Consider the following 22572-nt stretch of genomic DNA (forward strand, 5'->3'; position numbering starts at 1 on the left):
CCGGAGGATCAGAACAGGCGGAGCTTGTCGTCCTCGATGCCGCGCAGCGCGTTGTAGTCCAGCACCACGCAGTCCATCCCGCGGTCCGTCGCCAGGACCTTCGCCTGCGGCTTGATCTCCTGGGCCGCGAAGATGCCGCGGACCGGGGCCAGGTGCGGGTCGCGGTTGAGGAGTTCGAGGTAGCGGGTCAGCTGCTCGACACCGTCGATCTCGCCGCGGCGCTTGATCTCCACGGCCACCGTCGCACCGGAGGAGTCCCGGCACAGGATGTCGACCGGGCCGATCGCCGTCATGTACTCGCGCCGGATCAGCGTGTAGCCCTCGCCCAGCGTTTCGATGCGGTCCGCCAGCAGTTCCTGCAGGTGTGCCTCGACGCCGTCCTTGATGAGCCCCGGGTCCGTGCCCAGCTCGTGGGAGGAGTCGTGCAGGACTTCCTCCATGGTGATGATGAGCTTCTCGCCCGCCTTGTTGATGACCGTCCACACGTTGGCCTCGTCCCCGCTCCCCTCCTTGAGGGTGCACGGCGGCGACATCCAGTTGAGCGGTTTGTACGCTCGGTCGTCCGCGTGGATCGAGACACTGCCGTCGGCCTTCACGAGGATCAGACGGGGTGCCGAGGGCAGATGGGCGGTGAGCCGGCCCGCGTAGTCGACGGAGCAGCGGGCAATGACGAGACGCATGGTCGGCAACGCTACTCGACGGATGCGCCTTCACGCGATTCGCCCCTGAAAGCCCCGTTCGCCGATGGCGCGTTGTATGCGCATTCTCCTGGTGCGTCACCCATGGGACGCCTACCGTGGTGAGCGGGAGGTTGTCGAGCGTGCACTCTGCGTCGCGACCTCCTTCCCTGCCCGTAAGACTCCGGCAACCCAAACAGCCGGGGTCGCGAGAGGAGAACCCATGTCGCTCGACGTCTCACCGGCCCTACTCGAACAGGCCGAGCGAGGCGAGGTCGACGAAGCCGCCTTCGTCGACTGCGTCCGGACCTCCCTGCCCTACGCCTGGGAGATGATCAGCTCGCTGGTGGCCCAGCTGAAGGTGGACGGCGGAGAGTTCGCCGACAACCAGACGCCGCCGCCGGACGAGCAGGCGCGGGGGCAGCTGCTGCGCGCCCTCGCGAGTGACGCGATACGCGGTGCGCTGCAGCGGCACTTCGGAGTGCGCCTGGCATTCCAGAACTGCCACCGGCTGGCGGTCTTCCCGCTGGATCCCTCGGTGGACGACCGGCTGGCCAAGTTCACTTCGATACGTGGTCAGCTGCTCAACCAGTCGCCGGAGCTGCGCGACTGCTAGGTCCTGTCGTCAGAGTTCCTCCCCCCGGCCACCGCCGGGTGGTGTGCCCCCGGACCCGCGACGCCCGGCACCGGACGTCGCGGGCCCGGGCGGCGCTGCTTTGACGACAGAACCTGGGCCGTCTCCTGCGGATCGTGCCGCACGGGCGTGATCCGCGGGAAACGGCCCGGGCAGGACCGGCAGGTCTCAGCCGAGGCGGGGAAGGACTTCGGCGCCGAGTCGTCGGACGTTCTCCTCCGTCGCGGCGAGATCGCCGCTGCCCTCCGTCAGGAGGGCGAAGCGCGTGATGCCCGTCCGTGCCGACGTGGCCGCCAGCCGGTCCGCCGCCACCTCAGGGGTGCCCACCGGGTGCAGGTCGCACAGCAGTTCCGTATAGGCGACCGGATCCCGCATCGCGCGCACGCGGCCGTCCACCGTCACATGCGCGTCGAGGCCCTGCTTGAGCCAGCCCGGCATCGCCTTCAGCAGGGTCTCTCGCGCGTCCGCCGTACGGTCTGCGATCTGGCACACTCCGGCCGAGACGTGTCCCGCTCCCGCCACGAGCTCGCGCGAGTGGCCCGCCGCGAGCGCCGTGCTGCGCCACAGCGCGACCATCTCGGCCTTGCTCTCGTCCCCGCAGTGCATCCCGAGCAGCATCGGCAGCCCCCGCTCCGCGGCCATCCGTACCGACGCGGCCGAGGTGCAGGCCACGATGACCTCGGGCCCGGCCACGTCCCCGTCCAGGGCCTCCGAGGGCCGCGGTACGACGGCCACCTCGCGGAATCCGTACCGCTCGCCGGCGGCCCCCACCCGCGCCTCGGTCAGCCACCGCCGCAGCAGGTCCAGGGCCTCCGGGAAGCCGTTCTCGTAACTGTCCAGGCCGCCCCCGAACACCTCCAGGTCGACCCACGGCCCGCCGCGGCCCACCCCGAGGGTGAACCGGCCGCCCGAGGTCACGTGCAGCAGGGCCGCCTGTTCCCCGAGCGCCACCGGATGCGTGCTCGGCAGCACGCTCACCGCCGTCCCCACCCGCAGCCGCCGGGTCCTGCCCAGCATCAGGGCCGCCAGGGTCACCGCCGAGGGGCAGACCCCGTACGGCACGAAGTGGTGCTCGGCGAGCCAGACCGAGTCGAGCCCGGCCTCCTCGGCCACCTCGGCGGTCCGCACCGCCCGGTGCAGTGCCTCTCCCTGTCCCTGGCCCGGGAACTGGGCCGCCAGTACAAACGCTCCTACGCGCATCGCCTTTAGCCTCCTCGCGGCTGACGCGGCCTCCCCCAGGTGGACCGGTTCTTCCTATGGCAACAACGTCTGACACGTGCCAAAGGCACGGGCTGACACGAAAGTTATTGGGATTGTCGGGCCATTCCTCTTCGCGCGCCGGCCTTCATCAGCCACCCTGCGGGTACCCGGCCTCGCTGCGCGTAGTCTGGGAGAAAGTCACTGCCGTCCGCCCATCCGTGAGGTATACGTGTCACCGCGCAACAACCGCCCCAGGGGCGGCGAGACTCCGGAAGAACGCCCCGGCACCGGCCTCGACCGCTACGGGCTGGAGCGCACGGAGGAGTACCAGGGCGAGGACTGGAAGGTCCGGCACGTGGCCGGCGCGAGCGCTGCGGGCAAGCGCTACCGCTGCCCCGGATGCGACCAGGAGATCCCCTCCGGGACCCCGCACCTGGTGGCCTGGCCCGAGTACGGCGGCGTGGACGACCGCCGCCACTGGCACAAGGCCTGCTGGAACGCGAAGGACCGCCGCACCACGAAGGTGCAGCGGTCCCGCAACGCTCCCCGGTACTGACCGGGCGAAGGCCCCGGCCTAGGCCGTCTCTTTCGATCTTGCCGGGCCCGCGCTGCCCGGTGCCGCACCTCGCTGCGTTGTCGGGGCTCCCGAGTACGTCCAGTACGCGGGGAGCTCCTCCGCCTTGCGATGCACGGCACCGGACAACGCGGGCTCGGCCGACAAGATCCGAAAGAGACGGCCTAGACGTCCCGGCGGCCGACGATCACGTACGAGGCAGCCACCGCGCCGCCCGTGACCAGCACGATGAGCATCAGCTGCGAGAGGGTGCTCGGCTCCGGGCCCACGTCGCCGCCCTGCGGCAGACCGAACAGCGTCATCAGCGCCACCGGCACGTTGTGGCGCAGGATGAGCTCACCGGCGGCCGCGACGGCCTCCCACATGCTGAGCATGGCCCCGATCACCGGCGGCAGCGTGACCACGCCCAGCATGACGGCGATCCCACCGGCGGAGTGCCGTACCAGGGAGCCGATGGCGAGCGCGAGCACGCCGAGCAGCGTGACGTAGCCGCAGCCGGCCAGCGCTCCGAACCACTCGCCGACCGCGTGCGGGCCGGACGCGGAGCCGCCGCGCACGACGGCCGCGGTGATCCCGACCACGAAGACCGACAGCGTGGTGGTGGCGAAGGCCGCCATGCTGAAGACGAGGTACTTCGCGGTGAGCACCCGGTACCGGTCCGGGGCGGCCGTGAACGTGGTCCGCACCAGCCCGGTGCCGTGCTCCGAAGTGATGGTCAGGACGCCGAGAACCATCACCGCGAGCTGGCCGACCATCAGGCCGACGAGCGCGGGCGTGGTGAAGTTGATCTGCGAGTAGTCCCCGTCCGCGGTCTGCGAGACGACGATCAGGCCGATGCCGACCACGGTCAGCACGAGCGAGCCCAGCGTCCACAGGGTGGAGCGCAGCGAGACCAGCTTGGTCCACTCCGAGGCCATGGCGTGCCCCAGGTGCGGCCGCGGCGTGGCGAGGGGGGAGCTGTAGTTCCCGGGCTGCTCCACCGTCGTGGTCGTCGCGGTCATCGGGTGTCCTCGGGGGTGTGCGGGGTGTTCCTGGCGGCGCTCGCGAGCTCGCCCGGCTTGCTGGGCATCAGGAAGGGCTGCCCGCCCGCCCCCGGCGGCGGGGGCGCGTAGAAGCCGGTCTGCGGGACCTCGGGGGCCGCCGCCTCCGACTCCTCCTCCCAGGCCGGGAGGGAGAGCGGCTCCGGCTCCCACAGCTCGGCCCGCGGGTCGTCGGTGGAGGTGTACTCGACGGCGGACTGGGTCATCCGCATGTACGCCTCCTCCAGCGAGGCCCGGTGCGGAGACAGCTCCCACAGCCGTACGCCGGCCCCGTGCGCGAGATCGGAGATCCGCGGCAGCTCCAGGCCGGTCACGCGCAGTGCTCCGCCGGGCTCCTGGAGGACCCGGCCACCCGCCTCGGCGAGGGCCTTACCCAGCGCGTCCCGGCCATCAGGATCAGTGTCGGCCGCGCGCACCCGAGCGAATCCGGCCGAGTTGTGCGCGATGAACTCCTGGGTGCCCATATCGGCCAGCAGCCGGCCCCGGCCGATCACGATCAGGTGGTCGGCGGTCAGCGCCATCTCACTCATCAGGTGCGAGGAGACGAAGACGGTGCGGCCCTCGGCGGCGAGGCGGCGCATGAGATTGCGGACCCAGAGGATGCCCTCGGGGTCGAGACCGTTGACCGGCTCGTCGAACAGGAGCACCTGCGGGTCGCCGAGCAGGGCGGTGGCGATGCCGAGCCGCTGGCCCATGCCGAGCGAGAAGCCCTTCGTACGCTGCCGGGCGGCGTCCTGGAGGCCGACCACGGCCAGCACCTCGTCCACCCGCTTCTCCGGGATCCCGGAGAGCTGGGCGATGGACAGCAGGTGGGCGCGGGCCCGCCGGCCGCCGTGGACGGCCTTGGCATCGAGCAGGGCCCCTACGTGCCGCTGGGCGTTCGGCAGGTCCCGGAAGGGCCGGCCGTTGATCGTGACATGACCGGACGTGGGCCGGTCGAGGCCGACGATCATGCGCATGGTGGTCGACTTGCCGGAGCCGTTGGGTCCCAGGAATCCGGTGACGTGACCCGGCTTGACCTGGAAGGACAGCTGCTCGACGGCGGTCTTGGCGCCGTAGCGCTTGGTCAGGCCGACTGCCTCGATCATCTTGCTGCCCCTTACCAGGCCGGGACGACTTTCGCCCGCGTAAGGGTTAAGAGGATAACGAGGTTCCTGTGGTTCCGTCCCCGGCCGGATCCCTGAGCCGCCCCTGAGACCGACCCGGGCATCACCCGTAGTACTTCAGCGGGGGGCGCGGGGTCAGGCGTCCTTCTTCTTGAGGACGACGTAGCCCCCGAGTACTGCGGCGAGCGCCCACAGGGTCATGATCCCGAGGCCGCCCCACGGGCCGTACGGGGTGTCGGCGGTGTCCATCCCGTTGGGCACGACCTGCATGATCCTGGATCCCGCCTGGTTGGGCAGGTACATGCCCACCTTCCGGGTCGCCTCGGCGATGGCCAGGATGGCCGGGAGGACCAGGACGAACGGGATCAGGAGGCACATCGAGAGGACCGAGCTGCGCAGCAGTGTGGTCACCCCCATCGAGAACAGGGCGAGCAGGGCCATGTAGAGGCCCGCACCGACCACCGCGCGCAGCACGTTCTCCTCGCCGATCCCGATACTGCGCCCGCCCAGCAGGGCCTGGCCGATGAAGAAGGACAGGAAGCTGGTGAGGAGGCCGACCAGCAGGGCCAGGGCCGTCGCCACCACGAGCTTGCCGAGCAGGAAGTGCTCCCGGCGCGGTACGGCGGCCAGCGAGGTGCGGATCATGCCGGTGCTGTATTCGGTGCCGACCACCAGCGCCCCGAAGACGATCATCGCCAGCTGGCCGAGGGTCATCCCGGCGAAGCTCACCTGGGTGGGGTCGAAGGTGGCCTGCTGGGCCGGGGGCATGTCCTGGAAGCTCGCGTTGACGAAGGCGCAGATCGCGGCGCCGATGCCGACGGTGACCACCAGCGAGACGATCAGGGTCCAGCTGGTGGAGGCGACCGTGCGGATCTTGGTCCACTCGGACTGCAGGACGGCGGTGAAGGCCATGTTCACTCGCCTCCCTTGTGCGTCGCCCCGAAGCCGGCGCCCCAGGCGGGAACATCGGCCGGCCGGGCCGGGTTGTCACTCGCCCCGGCGCCCGGTGCGTGGGCGTGGTACTCGACGGAGTCGGCGGTCATGCGCATGAAGGCTTCCTCCAGCGAGGCCCGTTGCGGACTGAGTTCGTGCAGCACGATCCGGTGCTCGGCGGCCAGCTCGCCGAGCCGCTCCGCACTCACACCGTCGATCTCCAGAGTGCCGGTGGCCGGAACGGCGACGGCATCGATCCCGGCCTCGTGCAGCAGGTCCTTGAGGCGCTCCTGCTGCGGCGAGCGCAGCCGGACGTAACTGCGTGAGTTCTGCTGGATGAAATCGGCCATCGGCAGGTCTGCCAGCAGCTTTCCCTGTCCGATGACGACCAGATGATCTGCGGTCAGCGCCATTTCGCTCATCAGGTGGGAGGAGACGAAGATCGTCCTTCCCTCGGCCGCCAGGCCCTTCATCAGATTGCGGATCCAGAGAATTCCCTCGGGATCCAGACCGTTGACCGGCTCGTCGAACATCAGGATTTCCGGATCGCCCAGCAATGCATAGGCGATTCCCAGCCGTTGGCTCATTCCCAGCGAAAATCCTTTGGACTTCTTCTTCGCCACGGGCGTCAGACCGACCAGATCCAGCACCTCGCCGACCCGTTGCCGCGGGATGCGGTTCGACTGGGCCAGGCACAGGAGGTTGTTGTACGCACTCCGGCCACCGTGCATGGCCTTCGCGTCCAGCAGCGCCCCGACGTGCTTCAACGGCTCCTGCAGGTCGCGGTAGTGCTTCCCGTACACCCGGACCGTGCCGCTGGTCGGGTTGTCGAGGTCGAGCATCATGCGCATGGTCGTGGACTTGCCGGCCCCGTTGGGGCCGAGGAAGCCGGTCACCACCCCCGGTCTGACCTGGAAGCTGAGGTGGTCCACGGCGGTCGTCGCACCGAATCGCTTGGTGAGGCCCTCAAGCTCGATCATGCGGCCACGCTAGAACGCCCGAGGGCCCTACGCCACCTCTACAGGTGACATAGGGCCCTCGAACGGGCGAACGGGGGGCGGGTGCGCCCTGCCCGTCGGTGATCAGCGGCTCTGCTGCGCCGGGACGCCGCGGGTGACGGGCTCGTCGTCGACGATCGGGGTGGCCGCCGCGACGGCCGCACCGGTGAGCGTCGCCAGCATCTCGCGGACGTTGGTCAGCTGCGCGTTGATGGAGTCGCGGCGGTTGGTGAGCGCCGCCAGCTCGCGCTCGGACTCGCTGCGGATGCGGTCCGCCTTGGCGTTGGCGTCGGCCACGATGTCCTCGGCCTGGCGCTGCGCGGTCTCCACGGTCTGGCGGGCCCGGCGCTCGGCGTCCGTACGCAGCTTCTCGGCCTCCAGGCGCAGCTGCTCGGCGCGGTGCTCGATCTCCGCGAGACGCTTCTCGGCCTTGGCCTGGCGGGAGGCGAGGTCGCGCTCGGACTGCTCACGGCGCTTGGCGAGGTTGGTCTCGAAGTCCGCGGCGGCCTGGGCGGCCTTGGCGCGGGTCTCCTCGAACAGGGCGTCGGCCTCCTCGCGCTTGGAGGCCGCGTCCTTCTGGGCCTCGGCGCGCAGGGTGGAGGCGTCGCCCTTGGCCTTCTCGACAATACGGACGCCCTCGTCCTCCGCCTTCGACTTGCGGTCGGCGGCGAACGACTCGGCGTCGTTGCGCACCTGCTGGGCGGCCGACTCGGCGAGCTCACGGTGCTGCTCGGCCGCGCGACGGGCCTCCTCGCGCAGGTCCTTCGCCTCCTCCTCGGCCAGCCGCAGGATCTTCTCGACCCGGGCGCCGAGACCGGCGTACGACGGCTCGGCGTCGTTCACCTGGGCCTGGGCGTTCTGCGTCTCGAGGTGCAACTCCTCGATCCGCTTTTCCAGAGAGTTGATTCGTCCAAGGGCGCTGTCGCGGTCGGAGACCAGCTTGGTAATGCGGTCGTCCACCTGACCGCGGTCGTAACCACGCCGCACGAGCTCGAAGCCGAAGGGGGAGGAAGTGTCGCTCATGGGGTTCCTGTCGAATGAGACCGATGAGGTGCTACGTGAGGTGTTAGGGGAATCCTAGGCGCCCAGACGGCGTGTCATCGAGTCAATCCGCGTTTGATCTGGACAATGACACCCCTTTTGAGTGGCAAGGCGAGAGAACGCTTGTCACTCGTTCGCCTGAACCTTCATCAGGTGCACACATCGCTGAGCATTTGGCTACCCCTCCGACGCCCTGCCACCCGAACGAGTGGAACCCGCTGTCGCCCCGGCCTTCACGCCCCCCGCGCCCTGACCGCCGACCGCCGGCTTTCCGCCGCCCGAAGGCGCCTCGAATGATTCCAACGCCTCAAGAACGTCCTGGACACGGGAGATCTCCGCCTGAATGTCCTCGCGACGGCGCACCAGGACCTCCAGCTCGCGGCGGCCCTCGTCGACGAGCTGCTCCGCCTCCGCCTTGGCCTCGGCGAGCGTGCTCTCGGCCTCCCGGGTCAGCTCGGCCTTCTTCTGCTCGGCCTCCTTGAGCAGCGCCTCCGCCTTGCGGACCGCGGCGATGCGCACCTTGCTCGCCTCGCTGCTCGCGTCCGAGACCAGCTCCTTGGCCTTCGCCTCGGCCTCGACGCTCTGCTCGGTGGCCGCGCGCACCAGCTTGTCCACGCGCTCACCGGCCGACTTCATCTGCTCGGCCGACTCCCGGCGGGCCCGCTCGTGCAGCTCCTCGACCTCGCCCTCGACGCGGCCGCGCAGCTCCTCCGCCCGTTCCCTTATGGCGGCCGCGTCCGTGCGCGCGCCGACCAGCAGCTCGTCCGCGTCCGTACGGGCCTTCTCCACCATGGAGTTGCCCTCGACGGTCGCCTCCGAGGTGATCCGCACGGCCTCCTTGCGGGCCGCGTCGACCATCGCGTCCGCCTGCTCCTCGGCCGCCGTCGTCGCGGCGAGGGCCTGCTTCTGCGCGTCGGCCGTGAGCTTCTCGGCTTCCGCCGAGGCCTCTGTGATGAGCCGGTCGACCTGCTCCGCGGCCTCGCTGCGGCGCTTGTTGGCCGCCTCGCGGGCCTCGTCCAGCAGCCGCTCGGACTCCGCGCGGGCCTCGCCGCGGTTGCGCTCCGCCTCGGCCGCCGCCTGCGCCTTGACGCGCTCGGCCTCCGACCGGGTACGGGTCGCGTGCTCCTGGGCGGAGGACAGCGCCTCCGACGCGTCCGCGCGCAGCCGCTCGGCCTCGCCGGCCGCCTCGCCCACCGTCCGCTCGTTGTCCTTGCGGGTCTGCGCGGTGAGCTTCTCCGCCTCGGACACGGCCTCCGCGACGAGCCGGTCCGCCTGCTCGGCCGCCTCGGTGCGCAGCCGGTTCGCCTCGGCGCGCGCCTCGTCCAGCGTCTGCTCGGCGTCGCGCTCGGCGCCCGCCAGCGTCTCGTTCGCCGCGACCGTGACGCGGTCCGCCTCCGCGGTGGCCTCGCCGATGATCCGGCCGCCTTCCGCGCGGGCGTCGTCCAGGACCCGGGCCGCCTCGGCGCGCAGCCGGTCGGCCTCCGCCGCCGCCTCGCCGACGGTGGCCTCGTTGGCCACGCGGGTCTCGTCGATCAGACGGTCGCCCTCGGCACGCGAGTCCACCATGATCCGGGCGGCGTCGCGCTCGGCGCTCGCCAGGGTGTCGGCCGCCTGGGCCTTGAGCCGGGCCGCCGCCGAGGTGACCCGCTCCGCCTCGGCCGTCGCCTCGCCGACGGTGGCCGCGTTCGCGGCGCGGGTCTCCTCCGTGAGCCGGTCCGCCTCCGCCGAGGCCTCGGTGATGAGCCGGTCGATCTGCTCCGCGGCCTCGGTACGCAGCCGGTTGCCCTCGGCGCGTGCCTCGTCCAGGATGCCCGCGGCCTCGATACGGGTGGCCTCGGCGATCTCGGACGCGTCGGTGGTGATCCGCTCGGCCTCGGCCTTCGCCTCGTCGACGGTGGCCGCGTTCGCGGCGCGGGTCTCCTCGGTGAGCCGCTCGGCCTCCGCCGTCGCCTCGGCCGTGATCCGCGCGCCCTCGGCGCGGGAGGCCTCCAGGGACTCCGCCGCCTCGCCGCGGATGCGGTTCGCGTCGTCCCGGGCGTCGGCCCGGGTCCGGGCCGCGTCCCGCTCGGACGCGGCCAGCGCGTCGGTGGCCTCCGTACGCACCCGCTGCGCGTACTCGGCGGTGTCGCTGCGCAGCTGCTCCGCCTCGGCGATCGCCTCGCCGACAGTCCGCTCCGCCAGCGACTTCGCCGCGTCCGTCTCGGCGCGCGCCTCGCTGCGGATCCGGTTGGCGTCCTCGGTGGCCCGCTCCCGTTCCGCGTAGGCGTCGCTGCGGACCCGGCCGGCCTCTTCCTCGGCCTCCGTCCTCGTACGCTCCGCCGCGTGCTCGGCGGCGTTGCGCAGTCCGGCGATCTCCTCCTCGGCCTGCTCGTGCAGCCCGGCCACGGAGTCGCGCACCTGCGTGGCGGTGGCCTCCGCCGCCGCCACGACCTCCGACGCGCGGCGCTCGGCCTCCTCCGTCAGCCAGACCGCCTCGGCCTGCGCCTCCTCGGAGCGCTTGCGGGCCTGCGCCAGCAGTTCCTCGCTCTGCTCGCGGGCCTGGGCCCGCTCGCTCTCCGCCTCGGTCCGCGCCGACGCCAGGGTCTCCTCGGACTCCCGGCGACGCCGGGCGGCCTCCTCCTGAGCGGCGGCCAGCGCCTCCGCGGCCTCCTCGCCGACCCGCTCGGCGGCGGCCTTCGCCTCCGCGCGCAGCCGGTCCGCGGTCTCCTGCGCCTCGGAGCGCACCCGCTCCGCCTCGGCCTCGGCCTCGCCGCGCAGCCGTACGGCGGACTGCTCGGCCTCCGCGCGCACCCGCCCGGTGTCCTGCGCCGCTTCGGTGCGCAGCTGGTCGGCCTCCGTCTCCGCCTGCGCCTGCAGGGTGCGGATCCGCTCCGCCGACTCGGCGCGCAGCCGGTCGTTCTCCTCCGTCGTCTCCCGGCGGATGTTCTCCGCCGCACCACGGGCGTCGCGCAGCGTCTGCTCGGCCGTCGTCAGCCGGCCTTCGGCCTCCGTGTGCAGCCGTACGAGGTCCTCGTCGGCCTCCGCGCGCCGCGCGGCCACGGCCTGCTCGGTCTCCTCGCGCCGGGCGAGGGCCGCGGCGTCAGCCTCGGCCCGTACGGCCTCGGCCTGCTCCTCGGCCTCGGCGCGCAGCCGCTCGGCCTCCGCGCGGGTCCGCTCCAGGGTCTCCTCGGCCTGCTTGCGCAGGGTGCCGGCCCGCTCCACGGCCTCGGCGCGCACCCGCTCGCTCTCGGCGGTCGCCCCGCCGCGCAGCTCGTCCGCGTCCGACTTGGCCTTGCCGAGCAGTTCCTCGGCGGTACGGGCCGCCTCCTCGATCTGCTGGACGGCCTCGCGGCGGGCCTCGCCGCGGATCCGCTCGCCCTCGGCGACGGCCTCGGCACGCAGCTGCTCGGCCTCGCCGCGCAGCCGCCGGGCCTCCTCCTGGAGCTCGACCGTGCGGGCCCGGTACTCCTCGGTGTCGTCCTTCGCGGCGCCCTTGAGCTCGTCGGCCGTGGTCGCCGCCTGCAGGCGCAGCCGGTCGGCCTCGGTCTCGGCCTCGCGGCGGATCCGCTCGGCCTCCTCGGACGCGGCCCGGGTGGTGGCCCGGGCGTCCTCCGAGGCCTTGTTCAGTACGTCCTCGGCGGTGCGGGCGGCCTTCGCCAGCTGGGCCGCCATGTCCTCGGCCGCGGCCGTACGGGCGCTGTCGCCGGCCTCGGAGCGCAGCCGCTCGGCCTCCGCGCGGGCGTCGGCCAGGGCCTGCTCCGCCTCCGCCTTGAGGGCCTCGGCCTCCTTCGTGGCCTCGCCGACCAGCCGGGCGACCTGCTCCTTGGCGGTGCGGGTGCGCTGCTCGTTGACGGATTCCGCCGACGCCAGCTGCCGGGTGGAGCTCTCCTTTGCCTCCGCGAGGAGCTTCTCGGCCTCGGCGCGGGCCTCGCGCAGGGCGGAGTCGGCCTCCTGCACCCGGGATTCGGCCAGCCGGCCGAGATCCAGGGTCTGCTGCCGGGTGTGCTCGGCCTCGGCGGACGTGGTGGAGCGCAGCCGCTCCGCGTGCTCGCTGGCCTCCTGGGCCTGAGAGGAGGCGGCGGTCAGCAGCCGCTCCGCCTCCTTGCGGGCGCGCAGCAGGGTGGACTCGGCCTCCGCACGGGCGGTCTCGGCGTCCGCGGCCATCCGGCGCCGGGTCTCCTCGGCGACCCGGGCGGCTTCGGCGCGGGCGGCGTTCAGGGACTGCTCGGCCTCGGCGCGGGACTCCTCCATCAGCCGGCGCGCCTGGGACTCCGTACGGGCGCGCAGCTGCTCGGCCCAGGCCACGTTCTCGTTGACGTGGGCCTCGACGGTCTGGCGCCGCTCGCCCAGCTCCTGGTCCAGGCGCTGGCGGCGGTTGACGGCCTCGGCGTGCAGCTCGGCCTGCAGGCGCGCCTGGTGCTCGGCGTGCTCCTGGAGGATGCGCTGGGTCTGCGCCCGGGCGTCGCGCAGCTCGCGCTCGGCGTCGGAGCGCATCTGGTCGGCCTGGATCTGGGCATTACGGAGCAGCTGCTCCGCCTGGTAGCCCATGTCCGCGCCGTCGTAGGCGGGGCGGGACGCCAGTGAGCGTCGTACCTCGTGAAGCTTGGCGCGCAGCACCTCGACCTGGTATCCCAGGTCCTCAGCGTGCTGGACGGCCTTCCCGCGCTCCTTCTTCAGCCGCTCCATCTCGGCCTCGAAGCGCGAGAGATGGTCGGCCTCGGCCTGATGGCTCTCCTGGCTTTCGTAGCCCCGCACAGCGCGGTCCCATCCGTCCCCTGGTCGCAAGCTCACTCCCAAATGAGCATCGCTCGCCCGCTGAACGACGCCCCCGGGGGAATGGTGTCAGATACCGGGGCAGGGGTCACAGGCCCCGACCCCGTCTCCGCACCGAACCCCGGCCGAGCCATGGCCACTCTACCGGCCGGGGAATCGGGCCATCAGTGGTCCGTCAGTGCTCGGGGTTCGAGGTGACCAGTTCGGTGAGAACGCCGTGGCAGTCCTTGGGGTGCAGGAAGGTGATCGAGGAGCCCATCGAGCCGGTGCGGGGCTGGTCGTAGAGGACGCGGACGCCCTTGCCGCGGATGGCCTCGGAGTCTCCCTGGACGTCCTCGGTGCCGAAGGCGATGTGGTGGACGCCCTCGCCGTTCTTGGCCAGCCATTTACCCACCGCGGAGTCCTCGCGGGTGGGCTCCAGGAGCTGGAGGTAGGAGGCGCCGCCGTCGGACGTCTCGTTGATCTTCAACATGGCCTCGCGGACACCCTGCTCCTCGTTGACCTCGGAGTGGAACACCTCGAAGCCGTACGTGGCACGGTAGAACTCGACGGTTTTGTCCAGGTCGAAGCAGGCGATCCCGATGTGGTCGATTCTTGTCAGCATGGTGACAGTGCACCGCCGAAGGGGGTGGTCACGCAACGTGCGCGCGATCACACCGGCAGCCCGGTGACCGCTGCGGTACCGCCCAGTACATTCACGTAAACCCTCGTTCACTCCTCATCCAAGGGGCTGTGCCTCATGTCCGGATCGAACAACACCACTTCTGTGATCGTCGCCGGGGCCCGCACGCCCATGGGGCGCCTGCTCGGCTCGCTCAAGTCCTTCTCGGGTGCCGACCTCGGCGGCTTCGCCATCAAGTCCGCGCTGGACCGGGCCGGGATCTCCGGCGACCAGGTGCAGTACGTGATCATGGGCCAGGTGCTGCAGGCCGGCGCGGGCCAGATCCCCGCCCGCCAGGCGGCGGTCAAGGCCGGCATCCCGATGAACGTGCCCGCCCTCACGATCAACAAGGTGTGCCTCTCGGGCCTGGACGCGATCGCGCTGGCGGACCAGCTGATCCGCGCCGGTGAGTTCGACATCGTGGTCGCCGGCGGCCAGGAGTCCATGACCAACGCCCCGCACCTGCTGCCCAAGTCGCGCGAGGGCTTCAAGTACGGCGCCATCGAGATGCTCGACGCGATGGCCTACGACGGCCTCACCGACGCCTTCGAGAACATCGCGATGGGCGAGTCCACCGAGAAGCACAACACCCGCCTGGGCATCGAGCGCGCCCCGCAGGACGAGTTCGCCGCCTCCTCGCACCAGCGGGCCGCGGCCGCGCAGAAGAACGGCGTCTTCGAGGCCGAGATCGTCCCCGTGGAGATCCCGCAGCGCAAGGGCGACCCGGTGATCTTCTCGACCGACGAGGGCATCCGCCCGGAGACCACGGTGGAGTCCCTCGGCAAGCTGCGTCCGGCCTTCGCCAAGGACGGCACCATCACCGCCGGCACCTCCTCCCAGATCAGCGACGGCGCGGCCGCCGTGGTCGTGATGAGCAAGGCGAAGGCCGAGGAGCTCGGCCTGGAGTGGATCGCCGAGATCGGCGCCCACGGCAATGTGGCCGGCCCCGACAACTCGCTCCAGTCGCAGCCGTCCAACGCGATCCTGCACGCCCTGAAGAAGGAGGGCCTGGAGGTCTCCGACCTGGACCTCATCGAGATCAACGAGGCCTTCGCCGCGGTCGCCGTGCAGTCAATGAAGGACCTCGGCGTGACCCCGGAAAAGGTGAACGTCAACGGCGGCGCCATTGCCCTGGGGCACCCGATCGGCATGTCCGGCGCCCGTGTGGTGCTGCACCTGGCGCTGGAGCTCAAGCGCCGCGGCGGCGGCGTCGGCGCGGCCGCGCTGTGCGGCGGCGGCGGCCAGGGCGACGCGCTGATCGTCCGCGTCGCCAAGTAACCGGCGCCAGGCCGCCGGGCCCCGCCACGGGAGCCCGGCGGCCCGCACGGCACGAACCCGTACGAGAACCGAGGAGCGCAGCACGTATGACGGCGGTGGACGTCCCCCAGCTGGTGGCCCAGGCGCGTGAGGGCCGGCCGAGAGCGGTGGCCCGGCTGATCTCGCTGGTCGAGGGGGCGTCCCCGCAGCTGCGCGAGGTGATGGCCGCGCTGGCGCCGCTGACGGGCGGGGCGTACGTGGTGGGGCTGACGGGGTCGCCGGGCGTCGGCAAGTCGACCTCGACCTCGGCGCTCGTGTCCGCGTACCGCAAGGCCGGCAAGCGGGTCGGCGTCCTCGCCGTCGACCCCTCCTCGCCCTTCTCGGGCGGGGCGCTGCTCGGCGACCGGGTGCGGATGTCGGACCACGCCTCGGACCCCGGGGTCTACATCCGCTCCATGGCCACCCGCGGCCACCTGGGCGGGCTGGCCTGGGCCGCGCCGCAGGCGATCCGCGTGCTGGACGCGGCCGGCTGCGAGGTGATCCTCGTCGAGACGGTCGGCGTCGGGCAGTCGGAGGTGGAGATCGCCTCGCAGGCCGACACCTCGGTGGTGCTGCTGGCGCCAGGGATGGGCGACGGGATCCAGGCCGCCAAGGCGGGCATCCTGGAGATCGGCGACGTGTACGTGGTCAACAAGGCGGACCGGGACGGGGCGGACGCGACGGCCCGGGAGCTGAACCACATGCTGGGCCTCGGCGAGGCGCGCGGCCGGGACGACTGGCGGCCGCCGATCGTCAAGACGGTCGCGGCCCGCGCCCAGGGCATCGACGAGCTGGTCGAGGCGCTGGAGAAGCACCGGGCGTGGATGGACGAGCGCGGGGTGCTGGCGCAGCGCCGGGCGGCCCGGGCGGCCCGGGAGGTCGAGACGATCGCGGTGACGGCGCTGCGGGCGCGGATGGCGGACCTGCACGGCGACGCGCACCTGGACGCGCTGGCCGCCAGGGTGGCCGTGGGCGAGCTGGACCCCTACGCGGCCGCGGACGCGCTGCTGGCGACGCTGACGGAGGCCTGAGCCCCTGACGGCCCGGCCCCGGGCCGGGCCGTCAGGGGCGCGTGGGCGGCCCTGACGGGCCCTGACGGCCTCCTGCGGCCCCGGGGCGGCCGCGGGCGGGCCCGCAGCCGCGCAGCCGGGCTGCGGCGCGTGCAGACCCTCCACGGGCTCCGGTCGCCGTGAGATGCCGTCCGCCGTCAGTTGTCGCCGTCCTCGTCGTTCCCGTCACCGTCGTCCGAGCCGGACTGGGTGACCTTGCCCGTGGCGTGGTCCACCTGGGCGTTCCAGGTCTTGCCGTCGGGCGACCGCACCTCGACGTCCCAGGTGTGGGCGTCGCCGTCCTCGTCGTCGTCCCAGCTGACGGACCAGACCTGCCCGGGGTGCGCGGCCAGTGCGGCCTTCATCGCGTCCTCGGCCGTGACCTTGGCGGCGACCAGGGCCTTGTTCTCCGCCGCGTTCTCGTCGGTGTCCCGGTTCTGCTCGGTGACCGTGCCGCTCGCGGAGACCTCGAGCTCGGCGTGCCCCTTGCCGTCCTTGCTGATCACGTCGACGTGCCAGACGTCGCCGTCCTTGTCGAGGGACTCGACGACGCCCGGGTAGTGCTTCAGGGCCGCCGCGGCGGCCCCTTCGGCGGTCACGTCGGCCTGTACGGCGACGGCGGGGACGAGCGTTCTCGCCGTGTCGGCGGTGGCCGCTGCCGCGACCGCCACCGGGCCTCCCGCCATCAGGACGACGGACACGGCCGTGGAGATGCACAGATTGCGCTTCATGGCTGGACCTCCTCGGGCCGGCCAGGGTGCGCACGGTTGCCCGGCGGCGGCCGGCTTCAGGCGAACAGTGCCCATTGTCCGGCCGGCCGCCGTTCGCGGCGCGTCGAGCGCGCCGGCCTCAGATCTTGCCGCGGTTGTCGCGCAGGTGCTCCGCGACCGGGGCGAGCGAGGCGCGCAGCGCCGCCAGGGCGTCCGGCGGCAGCAGGTCGATGAAGTGCTGGCGGACGGACGCCACGTGGTGCGGGGCGACCTTGCGCATCGTCTCCATGCCCTCGTCCGTGAGCACCGCGTACAGACCGCGGCGGTCGGACTCGCAGTTCACCCGGCGGACCAGGCCAGCCGTCTCCATGCGTGTGATCTGGTGCGAGAGCCGGCTCTTGGACTGCAGCGTGGCGGTCGCGAGATCGCTCATGCGCATCCGGTGGTCCTTCGACTCCGAGAGGTTCACGAGGATCTCGTAGTCGTTGTTGGTGAGTCCGAAAGGCTGGAGATCCTTTTCCAGCTGGTGCATCAGCAGTCTGCTGACGTCCAGATGGGTGCGCCAGGCGCACTGTTCGGCGTCGGTCAGCCAGCGCGTGGCCGTCTCGGTCTCCATGGTCTCCATGAATGAACTCTACCTAAGAAGTTGAATTACGTACAAAAAATCTGACATTCGGAGGATCACAGACCGAAACGACGCTGGAGATCACCCAGCTGTCCCGGCATCCGCGGCACGCCCAGCTGCCCCATCGGGCCCTGGCCGGCACCGGGGACGCCCTGCGCGTTGCCCGTCGCCGCGCCGGCGCCGACCGCGCCGATCGCCTGCTCCGCCATCAGCATCTCCGAGGACTGCAGCAGCACCGTCCCCGCACCGACGAACTCGAACTGGTGCTCCTCGCCCGAGCTGCCCCCGATGCCGGTCAGCGAACGCAGTCCGCCCATCACGCCCGTCATGTACTTGTGGTCGTAGTGGTGACACGGCGAGGGGCAGTCCGCCCAGCCCACGAGCGCCTGCGGGTCCACGCGCAGCGGCGGTTCCATGAACACCACCGGACCGTTGGACGCCGCCACGAACTTCCCGGTTCCGATCAACGTCAGGAAACCCGGGACGATCGACTGCTTCAGGGCGAGGGAGGGCTGGTACGCGAGCAGGTTGCCCGACCGGATGGTCAGGTTGCCGTTGTCCAGGTCGTACGAGTTCACGTCGAAGGCCCGGTCGGCCAGCAGCATCTTGCCGGAGCCCTCGGCGACCACCCAGTCGCTGGCGTGCAGGGGGGAGTGGAAGCTGGTGCGCAGCAGCCGGTCGAAGCGGCCGTTGCCGATCCCGTTGAACTCGATCTGCCCGTAGTAGGAGATCATCTTGCCCTTCTGCAGGAACCACTGGCTCCCCTTGAGCTCCACGCAGAAGGTGTACGCGTTCACGTTGTCGTCGGAGGGCAGCGTGTACGGGTCGAAGACCGTCGGGCCGCCCGGTCCGCCGGTCACGGGGCCAAAATTCACAGCTTCTCCTCGGAGGCCTGTACGTACACCGCGCCCTGGCCGGACAGCTCCAGCTGGAACGCCTCGCCCGAGCCGCGGCCCACCATGTCGCGCCAGCCGAGCGCGGTGGACAGCTTGTTGCGCACGTCGCCGTGGTGGGCGACGTACGCCTGCGGGTCCACGTGGATCGGGCGCTGGGGGGTGATCGGCAGCTCGATGACCCCGCCGTGGGCCATCACGGCGACGGAGCCGTGGCCCTTGAGGGTGGTGGTGAAGAGGCCCTGGCCGGTCACCTGGCCGCGGACCATGCCCATGACCCCGCCCTGGGAGCCCATGAACATCGTGCCCTGCTGGAGGCTGCCGTCGAAGGCGAGCAGCCGGTCGGCCTCGACGTAGAGGGTCTCGCCGGTCAGGTTGATGACCTGGATGTGGTGGCCGCCGTGGCCGAACATCACGGTGCCGCTGCCCTCGACCGACATCAGCGGGGTCTGCTCGTTCGCCACCCGGCGCCCGATCATGCCCATGACCCCGCCCTGACCGCCCGTCAGGCTCGGGGTGAAGGAGACGTCGCCGCGGTACGCGAGCATCGCGCCGCGCTGGCTGTACATCTTCTGGCCCGGGACGACCTGGGCCTCGACCATCTTCGAGTTGATCTCGCGGAACGGCATCAGATGTCGCCCCCGACGGTGTTGCGTTCGCTGGGCTGCACGTAGACCAGGCCCTCGCCCTCGAAGCGGATCTGGAACGCCTCGCCCGAGCCCTCGCCGATGAGTGTGCGGAAGTTCACACCGGACTGGAAGGACTGCTGGAGGTTGCCCGTGTGCGCGATGTACGCGCCGGGGTCGACGGAGAGCGGGTACTGGGCGCTCACGCGTAGCACCACCGCCGGCCCGTCGGACATGATCGCGGCCTGGCCCGATCCCTCGACGGTGGTGGTGAACAGGCCGTTGCCGGTCGTCGCTCCCCGAAGGCCGGTGAAGGTGGTACCGGTGCGCAGACCGGCGTCGGTGCACAGCAGGTTGCTGGACTCGACGTAGAGCTTCTCGCCGCGCAGGTTGACCAGGTTGATCTCACTCGCGCGGTCGGCGAAGAAGCAGGTGCCGTGCCCCTGCACTTCCATCACTGTCATCTGTTCGCCGGTCAGCCGGCGGGTCACCATGCCGCGGAGGCCTTCGCCACCGCCGGACATCTTCTTGAAGGCCATCTGCCCGTCGTACGCGACCATGGAGCCGTTCTTCGCTTTCACGGCATCCCCGGTCAGGTCGACGGCCAGCACCTTGCTGCCTTGGAGTCGGAACTGAGCCACGGGGAGACGTTATCGGCAGCGGGCGACCCCGAACAGGGCCCCGTGGCTGATATATGCCACACCCGGGAGATATGGGGGCGATGCCGTCCCCTCTCCCGGCCCGCCGCGGAGGCCGCGGAGGGGGAGGGGCCGGGTCAAGATCCCGTAAAGCGGCTGAGACACTGGAGCCGACCCTGGCCTCCACCCCGAAGGTTCCACGTGGACATCAAGACCGCCTCCGCCCTGCACCGCCTGCGCCTCGTCTCCGTTCCGGAGGCGCTGTCGTTCCCGGCCCTGCTGATCTTCGGCTCGCTGCTGAGCCGGGTCTCGGACATCGACTACCTGATGATGCCGCTCGGCGTCATCCACGGGATCCTGTTCGTCCTGTACGCGGTCTTCCTGCTGGACGTCTGGAACAAGGCGAAGTGGCCCTTCAAGAAGGTCGTGCTGTTCTTCGCGCTCGCGGTCGTGCCCTTCGGGGGGCTCTACGGCGACAAGCTCCTCAAGCGTGACGAGGGCGACAGCGTGATCGCGGCCCGTGCGCGCGAGGCGGCCGGGGCGTGATCGTCGCGTTCTCGGTGACCCCGCTGGGGGTCGGCGAAGAGGTCGGCGAGTACGTCGCCGACGCGGTCCGGGTGGTCCGCGAGTCCGGGCTGCCGAACCGCACCGACGCGATGTTCACGACAGTCGAGGGCGACTGGGACCAGGTCATGGACGTCGTCCGGCGCGCGGTGGCCGCCGTCGAGGAGAGGGCGCCCCGCGTCTCCTTCATCCTGAAGGCCGACATCCGCCCCGGGGTCCACGACGGGATCACCTCCAAGGTCGAGACGGTCGAGCGGCACCTCGCCGAGGGCTGACCCGCCCTCACCCGCCCGGCTTCCACCCGTATTTCCGAAAGCGCCCCCGGCCTCCCGGCCGGGGGCGCTTTCGCGTGCCCCGGGGGATCCGGGGCGTGGCCGGACCGGCCCGGCGGGCGTGGTTTGAGCGATCGCTCAACTTCCCTTAAGGTGCCGTTTGAGCGATCGCTCAACACGTGGAACGGGGGGTGACGATGGGCCTGTACGTCGAGACGGTGATCCGCGCCGGGATGGACGAGCTCTGGGAACGCAGCCAGGACCCTGCGCAGCACCAGCGGTGGGACCTGCGGTTCACCTCCATCGGCTACCTGCCGCGCGCCGAGGGCGAACCCCAGCGGTTCCGGTACGCCACCCGCGTGCTGCCGTTCCTCTCCGTCGACGGGACCGGGATCTCCGCGGGCGAACGGCACCGGGACGACGGAACCCGGGTCTCCGCCCTGCGGTTCGCCTCGGAGCACCCCCTCTCGCTGCTCGCCAAGGGCAGCGGGTACTGGCGCTACGTCCCCGGCCCCGACGGCATCCGCTTCCTCACCGGCTACGACTACCGCCCGCGCTGGGGCCGGTTCGGCGCTCTCGCCGACCGCCTGGTGCTGCGCCCGCTCATGGGCTGGGCCACCGCCTGGTCCTTCGACCGGCTGCGGCTGTGGTGCGAGCGCGGGACCACCCCGGGCCTCGCCCTCGCCCGTGCGATCGGCGAGAGCGCCCTGCGCGCCCTGCTGTGCGCGGCCGCCCTGGTGTACGCGCCGCCGGTGGCCGCCCTGTTCGTCCTGGCCGCCGCCCTGCTGCTGCCCCCGCTGCCCGGTACCCCGGCCGCCCGCCGCTGCCTGCGCACCCCGCCGGGCCGCACCTCCGCCACCGCGCCCCGCCTGCTCAGCACCCTGGAGCCGTCATGACCTCGATCTTCCGGGCCCACATGGGCGCCGACTTCGACCGTCTGCACCCGCAGATCCAGCGCCGCTTCTCGGTCGGGCTGACGAGCGGCGAGGGCTGCATCGGCCGCGGCACCATGGATCGGATCTGGCACGGCCCCGGCTATGTGAAGCCCTTCCTGCGGCTCGGCGGCATGCGCAACATCCTGGTGCCGCGCGAGGGGCGCGACGTCCCCTTCGTCATCGAGAACCTCCCCTACCTCGACTCCTTCGGACGCGAGACCGTCACCTTCGTACGGACCTTCCGGCTGCCCGGCGGACCCCATCGGTTCGACGCCACGATGGTCCACAGCCCCGAGCGCGACTGCGTCCTCGACTACCTCGGCACGCACCAGCACCTCGCCAGCGACCTCCACATGAGCGCCGAGCCCGACGGCTCGCTGCTCATCCGGTCCGGTGAACACCGCTTCCGCGAGGGCCCCCTCGACGTCCGCGTCCCCGACCTCATCGGCGGCGAGGCCGAGGTCCGCGAGTCCTTCGACGAGGCCACCGGCCGGTTCCGGATCCGGGTGCGGGTGGTCAACCGCCGCTTCGGACCGCTCTTCGGGTATGAGGGCTCCTTCACCGCGGAGTACGTCGACGCCCGCGACCGGTGGGCGACCGGACTCTGCGGCGACCTGCGGCCCGTCCGCGAGGAGGTCCGGGCATGAGCGCCGCCACCAGGGACAAGCTCCTCGAAGGAGCCCTGCGCACCCTGGTCGAACAGGGCATCGCCAAAGCCTCCGCCCGCACCATCGCGGCCACCGCCGGCGTGGGGCAGGGCCTGATCTTCTACCACTTCGGCTCCGTGGACGAGCTGCTCGCCGCGGCCTGCCGGTCCGGAGCCGAGCAGCGGGTGGCCCGCTACCGCGAACGCCTCGCCGAGCTGGGCAGCCTCGCCGAACTGCTGGAGTTCGCCCGCGCGATGCACGAGGAGGAACGGACCGCCGGGAACGTCGCCATGCTCGGGCAGCTGCTGGCCGCCGGGCAGAACTCGCCCACCCTCGCCGCCGCCACCGCCGACGGGCTCGGCCTGTGGATCGCGGAGCTGGAGAAGGTCCTCACCCGGCTGCTGGCGGCGACCCCGCTGGCCGGGTACGCCGACCCGGCGGGCCTCGCCCGGGCCACGGCCGCCTCCTTCATCGGCATCGAGCTGTACGAAGGGGTGGACCCGCAGGGCGCCGGCAGCGCGCTCGACGCCCTGGAGCAGCTCGCCGGGCTCGCCGCCGTGCTGGAGGGCCTGGGCTCCCTCAGCCAGCGCGTGGTGCGCCACGGCCTGCGGCGCGGCACCCGCTGACCCGCCCGCGCCGCCCCGGCCGGCGGCGCGCGTCACCCGTACGGCCCTGTGCCCCGACCCGGACGAGGATTCGCC

The 22572-nt window shown here is 71.8% G+C and carries 23 protein-coding genes; 9 read left to right on the forward strand and 14 right to left on the reverse strand.

Annotation, left to right across the window (positions count from 1 at the left end; translation table 11 throughout):
• Positions 1-8: 8 nt before the first annotated feature.
• The gene (nucS, locus tag OG444_RS26285) at positions 9-680 is read right to left on the reverse strand and encodes an endonuclease NucS (RefSeq protein ID WP_327264479.1); all 672 of its coding nucleotides are present in this window, start codon (positions 678-680) and stop codon (positions 9-11) included.
• A gap of 220 nt (positions 681-900) precedes the next feature.
• Between nucS and OG444_RS26290 the strand changes: the two genes are divergently transcribed.
• On the forward strand, positions 901-1293 hold the full coding sequence (locus tag OG444_RS26290; RefSeq protein WP_327264480.1) for an SCO5389 family protein: 393 nt from the start codon (positions 901-903) through the stop codon (positions 1291-1293).
• Positions 1294-1479: 186 nt separating this feature from the next.
• Here OG444_RS26290 and OG444_RS26295 read toward each other — a convergent pair whose 3' ends face one another.
• The gene (locus tag OG444_RS26295) at positions 1480-2511 is read right to left on the reverse strand and encodes an LLM class flavin-dependent oxidoreductase (protein WP_327264481.1); all 1032 of its coding nucleotides are present in this window, start codon (positions 2509-2511) and stop codon (positions 1480-1482) included.
• Between the two features lie 229 nt (positions 2512-2740).
• Here OG444_RS26295 and OG444_RS26300 point away from each other — a divergent pair, with 229 nt between their 5' ends.
• The gene (locus OG444_RS26300) at positions 2741-3067 is read left to right on the forward strand and encodes an ATP/GTP-binding protein (protein ID WP_327264482.1); all 327 of its coding nucleotides are present in this window, start codon (positions 2741-2743) and stop codon (positions 3065-3067) included.
• Between the two features lie 182 nt (positions 3068-3249).
• Here the strand turns inward: OG444_RS26300 and OG444_RS26305 are convergent, their stop codons facing one another.
• The 7 genes from OG444_RS26305 to mce all read right to left on the reverse strand — a co-directional run bounded on the left by OG444_RS26305 (position 3250) and on the right by mce (position 13559).
• Entirely contained in the window at positions 3250-4086 is an 837-nt protein-coding gene (locus tag OG444_RS26305) for an ABC transporter permease (protein WP_327264483.1), read from the reverse strand.
• Positions 4083-5213: an ABC transporter ATP-binding protein gene (locus tag OG444_RS26310; protein WP_327264484.1), complete on the reverse strand. Its 1131-nt coding sequence runs from the start codon at positions 5211-5213 to the stop codon at positions 4083-4085. Before OG444_RS26310 ends, OG444_RS26305 begins: the two co-directional genes overlap by 4 nt.
• Before the next feature lie 153 nt (positions 5214-5366).
• On the reverse strand, positions 5367-6143 hold the full coding sequence (locus tag OG444_RS26315; RefSeq protein WP_327264485.1) for an ABC transporter permease subunit: 777 nt from the start codon (positions 6141-6143) through the stop codon (positions 5367-5369).
• A 2-nt stretch (positions 6144-6145) separates the two neighbouring features.
• Positions 6146-7144 carry an ATP-binding cassette domain-containing protein gene (locus OG444_RS26320; protein WP_327264486.1) on the reverse strand — a complete coding sequence of 333 codons (999 nt, stop codon included), beginning with the start codon at positions 7142-7144 and terminating at the stop codon, positions 6146-6148.
• A 102-nt stretch (positions 7145-7246) separates the two neighbouring features.
• A complete protein-coding gene (locus OG444_RS26325; protein ID WP_327264487.1) occupies positions 7247-8185 on the reverse strand; it encodes a cellulose-binding protein in 939 nt (312 codons plus the stop codon).
• 195 nt (positions 8186-8380) lie between these two features.
• Complete coding sequence (gene scy, locus OG444_RS26330; protein WP_327264488.1) at positions 8381-12937, reverse strand: polarized growth protein Scy; 4557 nt, start codon at positions 12935-12937, stop codon at positions 8381-8383.
• Between the two features lie 193 nt (positions 12938-13130).
• Positions 13131-13559 (reverse strand): methylmalonyl-CoA epimerase, encoded by a 429-nt coding sequence (gene mce / locus OG444_RS26335; RefSeq protein WP_008738238.1) that lies wholly within the window; start codon positions 13557-13559, stop codon positions 13131-13133.
• 135 nt (positions 13560-13694) lie between these two features.
• On the opposite strand from mce, the gene OG444_RS26340 reads away from it, so the two are divergent.
• Both OG444_RS26340 and meaB read left to right on the forward strand, forming a co-directional pair.
• Positions 13695-14894 (forward strand): acetyl-CoA C-acetyltransferase, encoded by a 1200-nt coding sequence (locus OG444_RS26340; RefSeq protein ID WP_327264489.1) that lies wholly within the window; start codon positions 13695-13697, stop codon positions 14892-14894.
• A gap of 86 nt (positions 14895-14980) precedes the next feature.
• Positions 14981-15943, forward strand: coding sequence for a methylmalonyl Co-A mutase-associated GTPase MeaB (gene meaB, locus OG444_RS26345; protein ID WP_327264490.1), 963 nt, complete (start codon positions 14981-14983; stop codon positions 15941-15943).
• Between the two features lie 176 nt (positions 15944-16119).
• Here the strand turns inward: meaB and OG444_RS26350 are convergent, their stop codons facing one another.
• The 5 genes from OG444_RS26350 to OG444_RS26370 all read right to left on the reverse strand — a co-directional run bounded on the left by OG444_RS26350 (position 16120) and on the right by OG444_RS26370 (position 19456).
• The gene (locus OG444_RS26350) at positions 16120-16692 is read right to left on the reverse strand and encodes a PepSY domain-containing protein (RefSeq protein WP_327264491.1); all 573 of its coding nucleotides are present in this window, start codon (positions 16690-16692) and stop codon (positions 16120-16122) included.
• A gap of 118 nt (positions 16693-16810) precedes the next feature.
• Positions 16811-17287, reverse strand: a complete 477-nt coding sequence (locus OG444_RS26355) for a MarR family winged helix-turn-helix transcriptional regulator (protein WP_327266936.1) — start codon at positions 17285-17287, stop codon at positions 16811-16813.
• 65 nt (positions 17288-17352) lie between these two features.
• Positions 17353-18156 (reverse strand): AIM24 family protein, encoded by an 804-nt coding sequence (locus tag OG444_RS26360; protein ID WP_327266937.1) that lies wholly within the window; start codon positions 18154-18156, stop codon positions 17353-17355.
• A gap of 11 nt (positions 18157-18167) precedes the next feature.
• Positions 18168-18818, reverse strand: coding sequence for an AIM24 family protein (locus OG444_RS26365; RefSeq protein WP_327264492.1), 651 nt, complete (start codon positions 18816-18818; stop codon positions 18168-18170).
• Positions 18818-19456 (reverse strand): AIM24 family protein, encoded by a 639-nt coding sequence (locus OG444_RS26370; protein WP_327264493.1) that lies wholly within the window; start codon positions 19454-19456, stop codon positions 18818-18820. Before OG444_RS26370 ends, OG444_RS26365 begins: the two co-directional genes overlap by 1 nt.
• A gap of 198 nt (positions 19457-19654) precedes the next feature.
• Here OG444_RS26370 and OG444_RS26375 point away from each other — a divergent pair, with 198 nt between their 5' ends.
• From OG444_RS26375 to OG444_RS26395, 5 genes are all read left to right on the forward strand, one after another.
• Positions 19655-19999, forward strand: a complete 345-nt coding sequence (locus OG444_RS26375; RefSeq protein ID WP_327264494.1) for a DUF3817 domain-containing protein — start codon at positions 19655-19657, stop codon at positions 19997-19999.
• Complete coding sequence (locus tag OG444_RS26380) at positions 19996-20292, forward strand: MTH1187 family thiamine-binding protein (protein WP_301366420.1); 297 nt, start codon at positions 19996-19998, stop codon at positions 20290-20292. Before OG444_RS26375 ends, OG444_RS26380 begins: the two co-directional genes overlap by 4 nt.
• A 194-nt stretch (positions 20293-20486) precedes the next feature.
• Positions 20487-21185 carry a hypothetical protein gene (locus tag OG444_RS26385; protein WP_327266938.1) on the forward strand — a complete coding sequence of 233 codons (699 nt, stop codon included), beginning with the start codon at positions 20487-20489 and terminating at the stop codon, positions 21183-21185.
• A complete protein-coding gene (locus OG444_RS26390; protein WP_327264495.1) occupies positions 21182-21871 on the forward strand; it encodes a DUF4166 domain-containing protein in 690 nt (229 codons plus the stop codon). Before OG444_RS26385 ends, OG444_RS26390 begins: the two co-directional genes overlap by 4 nt.
• A complete protein-coding gene (locus tag OG444_RS26395) occupies positions 21868-22497 on the forward strand; it encodes a TetR/AcrR family transcriptional regulator (protein WP_327264496.1) in 630 nt (209 codons plus the stop codon). Before OG444_RS26390 ends, OG444_RS26395 begins: the two co-directional genes overlap by 4 nt.
• The last annotated feature ends 75 nt before the right edge of the window (positions 22498-22572 follow it).

The sequence above is a fragment of the Streptomyces sp. NBC_01232 genome, assembly GCF_035989885.1.
In the GTDB taxonomy this organism is placed as follows: Bacteria; Actinomycetota; Actinomycetes; order Streptomycetales; family Streptomycetaceae; genus Streptomyces.

Coding starts and splice junctions, on each gene's coding strand:
- OG444_RS26325 (WP_327264487.1), bottom strand. CDS start 8,185: ATGAGCGACACTTCCTCCCCCTTCGGCTTCGAGCTCGTGCGGCGTGGT.
- OG444_RS26385 (WP_327266938.1), top strand. CDS start 20,487: ATGGGCCTGTACGTCGAGACGGTGATCCGCGCCGGGATGGACGAGCTC.
- OG444_RS26350 (WP_327264491.1), bottom strand. CDS start 16,692: ATGAAGCGCAATCTGTGCATCTCCACGGCCGTGTCCGTCGTCCTGATG.
- OG444_RS26340 (WP_327264489.1), top strand. CDS start 13,695: ATGTCCGGATCGAACAACACCACTTCTGTGATCGTCGCCGGGGCCCGC.
- OG444_RS26305 (WP_327264483.1), bottom strand. CDS start 4,086: ATGACCGCGACGACCACGACGGTGGAGCAGCCCGGGAACTACAGCTCC.
- OG444_RS26310 (WP_327264484.1), bottom strand. CDS start 5,213: ATGATCGAGGCAGTCGGCCTGACCAAGCGCTACGGCGCCAAGACCGCC.
- nucS (WP_327264479.1), bottom strand. CDS start 680: ATGCGTCTCGTCATTGCCCGCTGCTCCGTCGACTACGCGGGCCGGCTC.
- OG444_RS26290 (WP_327264480.1), top strand. CDS start 901: ATGTCGCTCGACGTCTCACCGGCCCTACTCGAACAGGCCGAGCGAGGC.
- OG444_RS26395 (WP_327264496.1), top strand. CDS start 21,868: ATGAGCGCCGCCACCAGGGACAAGCTCCTCGAAGGAGCCCTGCGCACC.
- mce (WP_008738238.1), bottom strand. CDS start 13,559: ATGCTGACAAGAATCGACCACATCGGGATCGCCTGCTTCGACCTGGAC.
- OG444_RS26355 (WP_327266936.1), bottom strand. CDS start 17,287: ATGGAGACCGAGACGGCCACGCGCTGGCTGACCGACGCCGAACAGTGC.
- OG444_RS26315 (WP_327264485.1), bottom strand. CDS start 6,143: ATGGCCTTCACCGCCGTCCTGCAGTCCGAGTGGACCAAGATCCGCACG.
- OG444_RS26320 (WP_327264486.1), bottom strand. CDS start 7,144: ATGATCGAGCTTGAGGGCCTCACCAAGCGATTCGGTGCGACGACCGCC.
- OG444_RS26390 (WP_327264495.1), top strand. CDS start 21,182: ATGACCTCGATCTTCCGGGCCCACATGGGCGCCGACTTCGACCGTCTG.
- OG444_RS26365 (WP_327264492.1), bottom strand. CDS start 18,818: ATGCCGTTCCGCGAGATCAACTCGAAGATGGTCGAGGCCCAGGTCGTC.
- meaB (WP_327264490.1), top strand. CDS start 14,981: ATGACGGCGGTGGACGTCCCCCAGCTGGTGGCCCAGGCGCGTGAGGGC.
- OG444_RS26295 (WP_327264481.1), bottom strand. CDS start 2,511: ATGCGCGTAGGAGCGTTTGTACTGGCGGCCCAGTTCCCGGGCCAGGGA.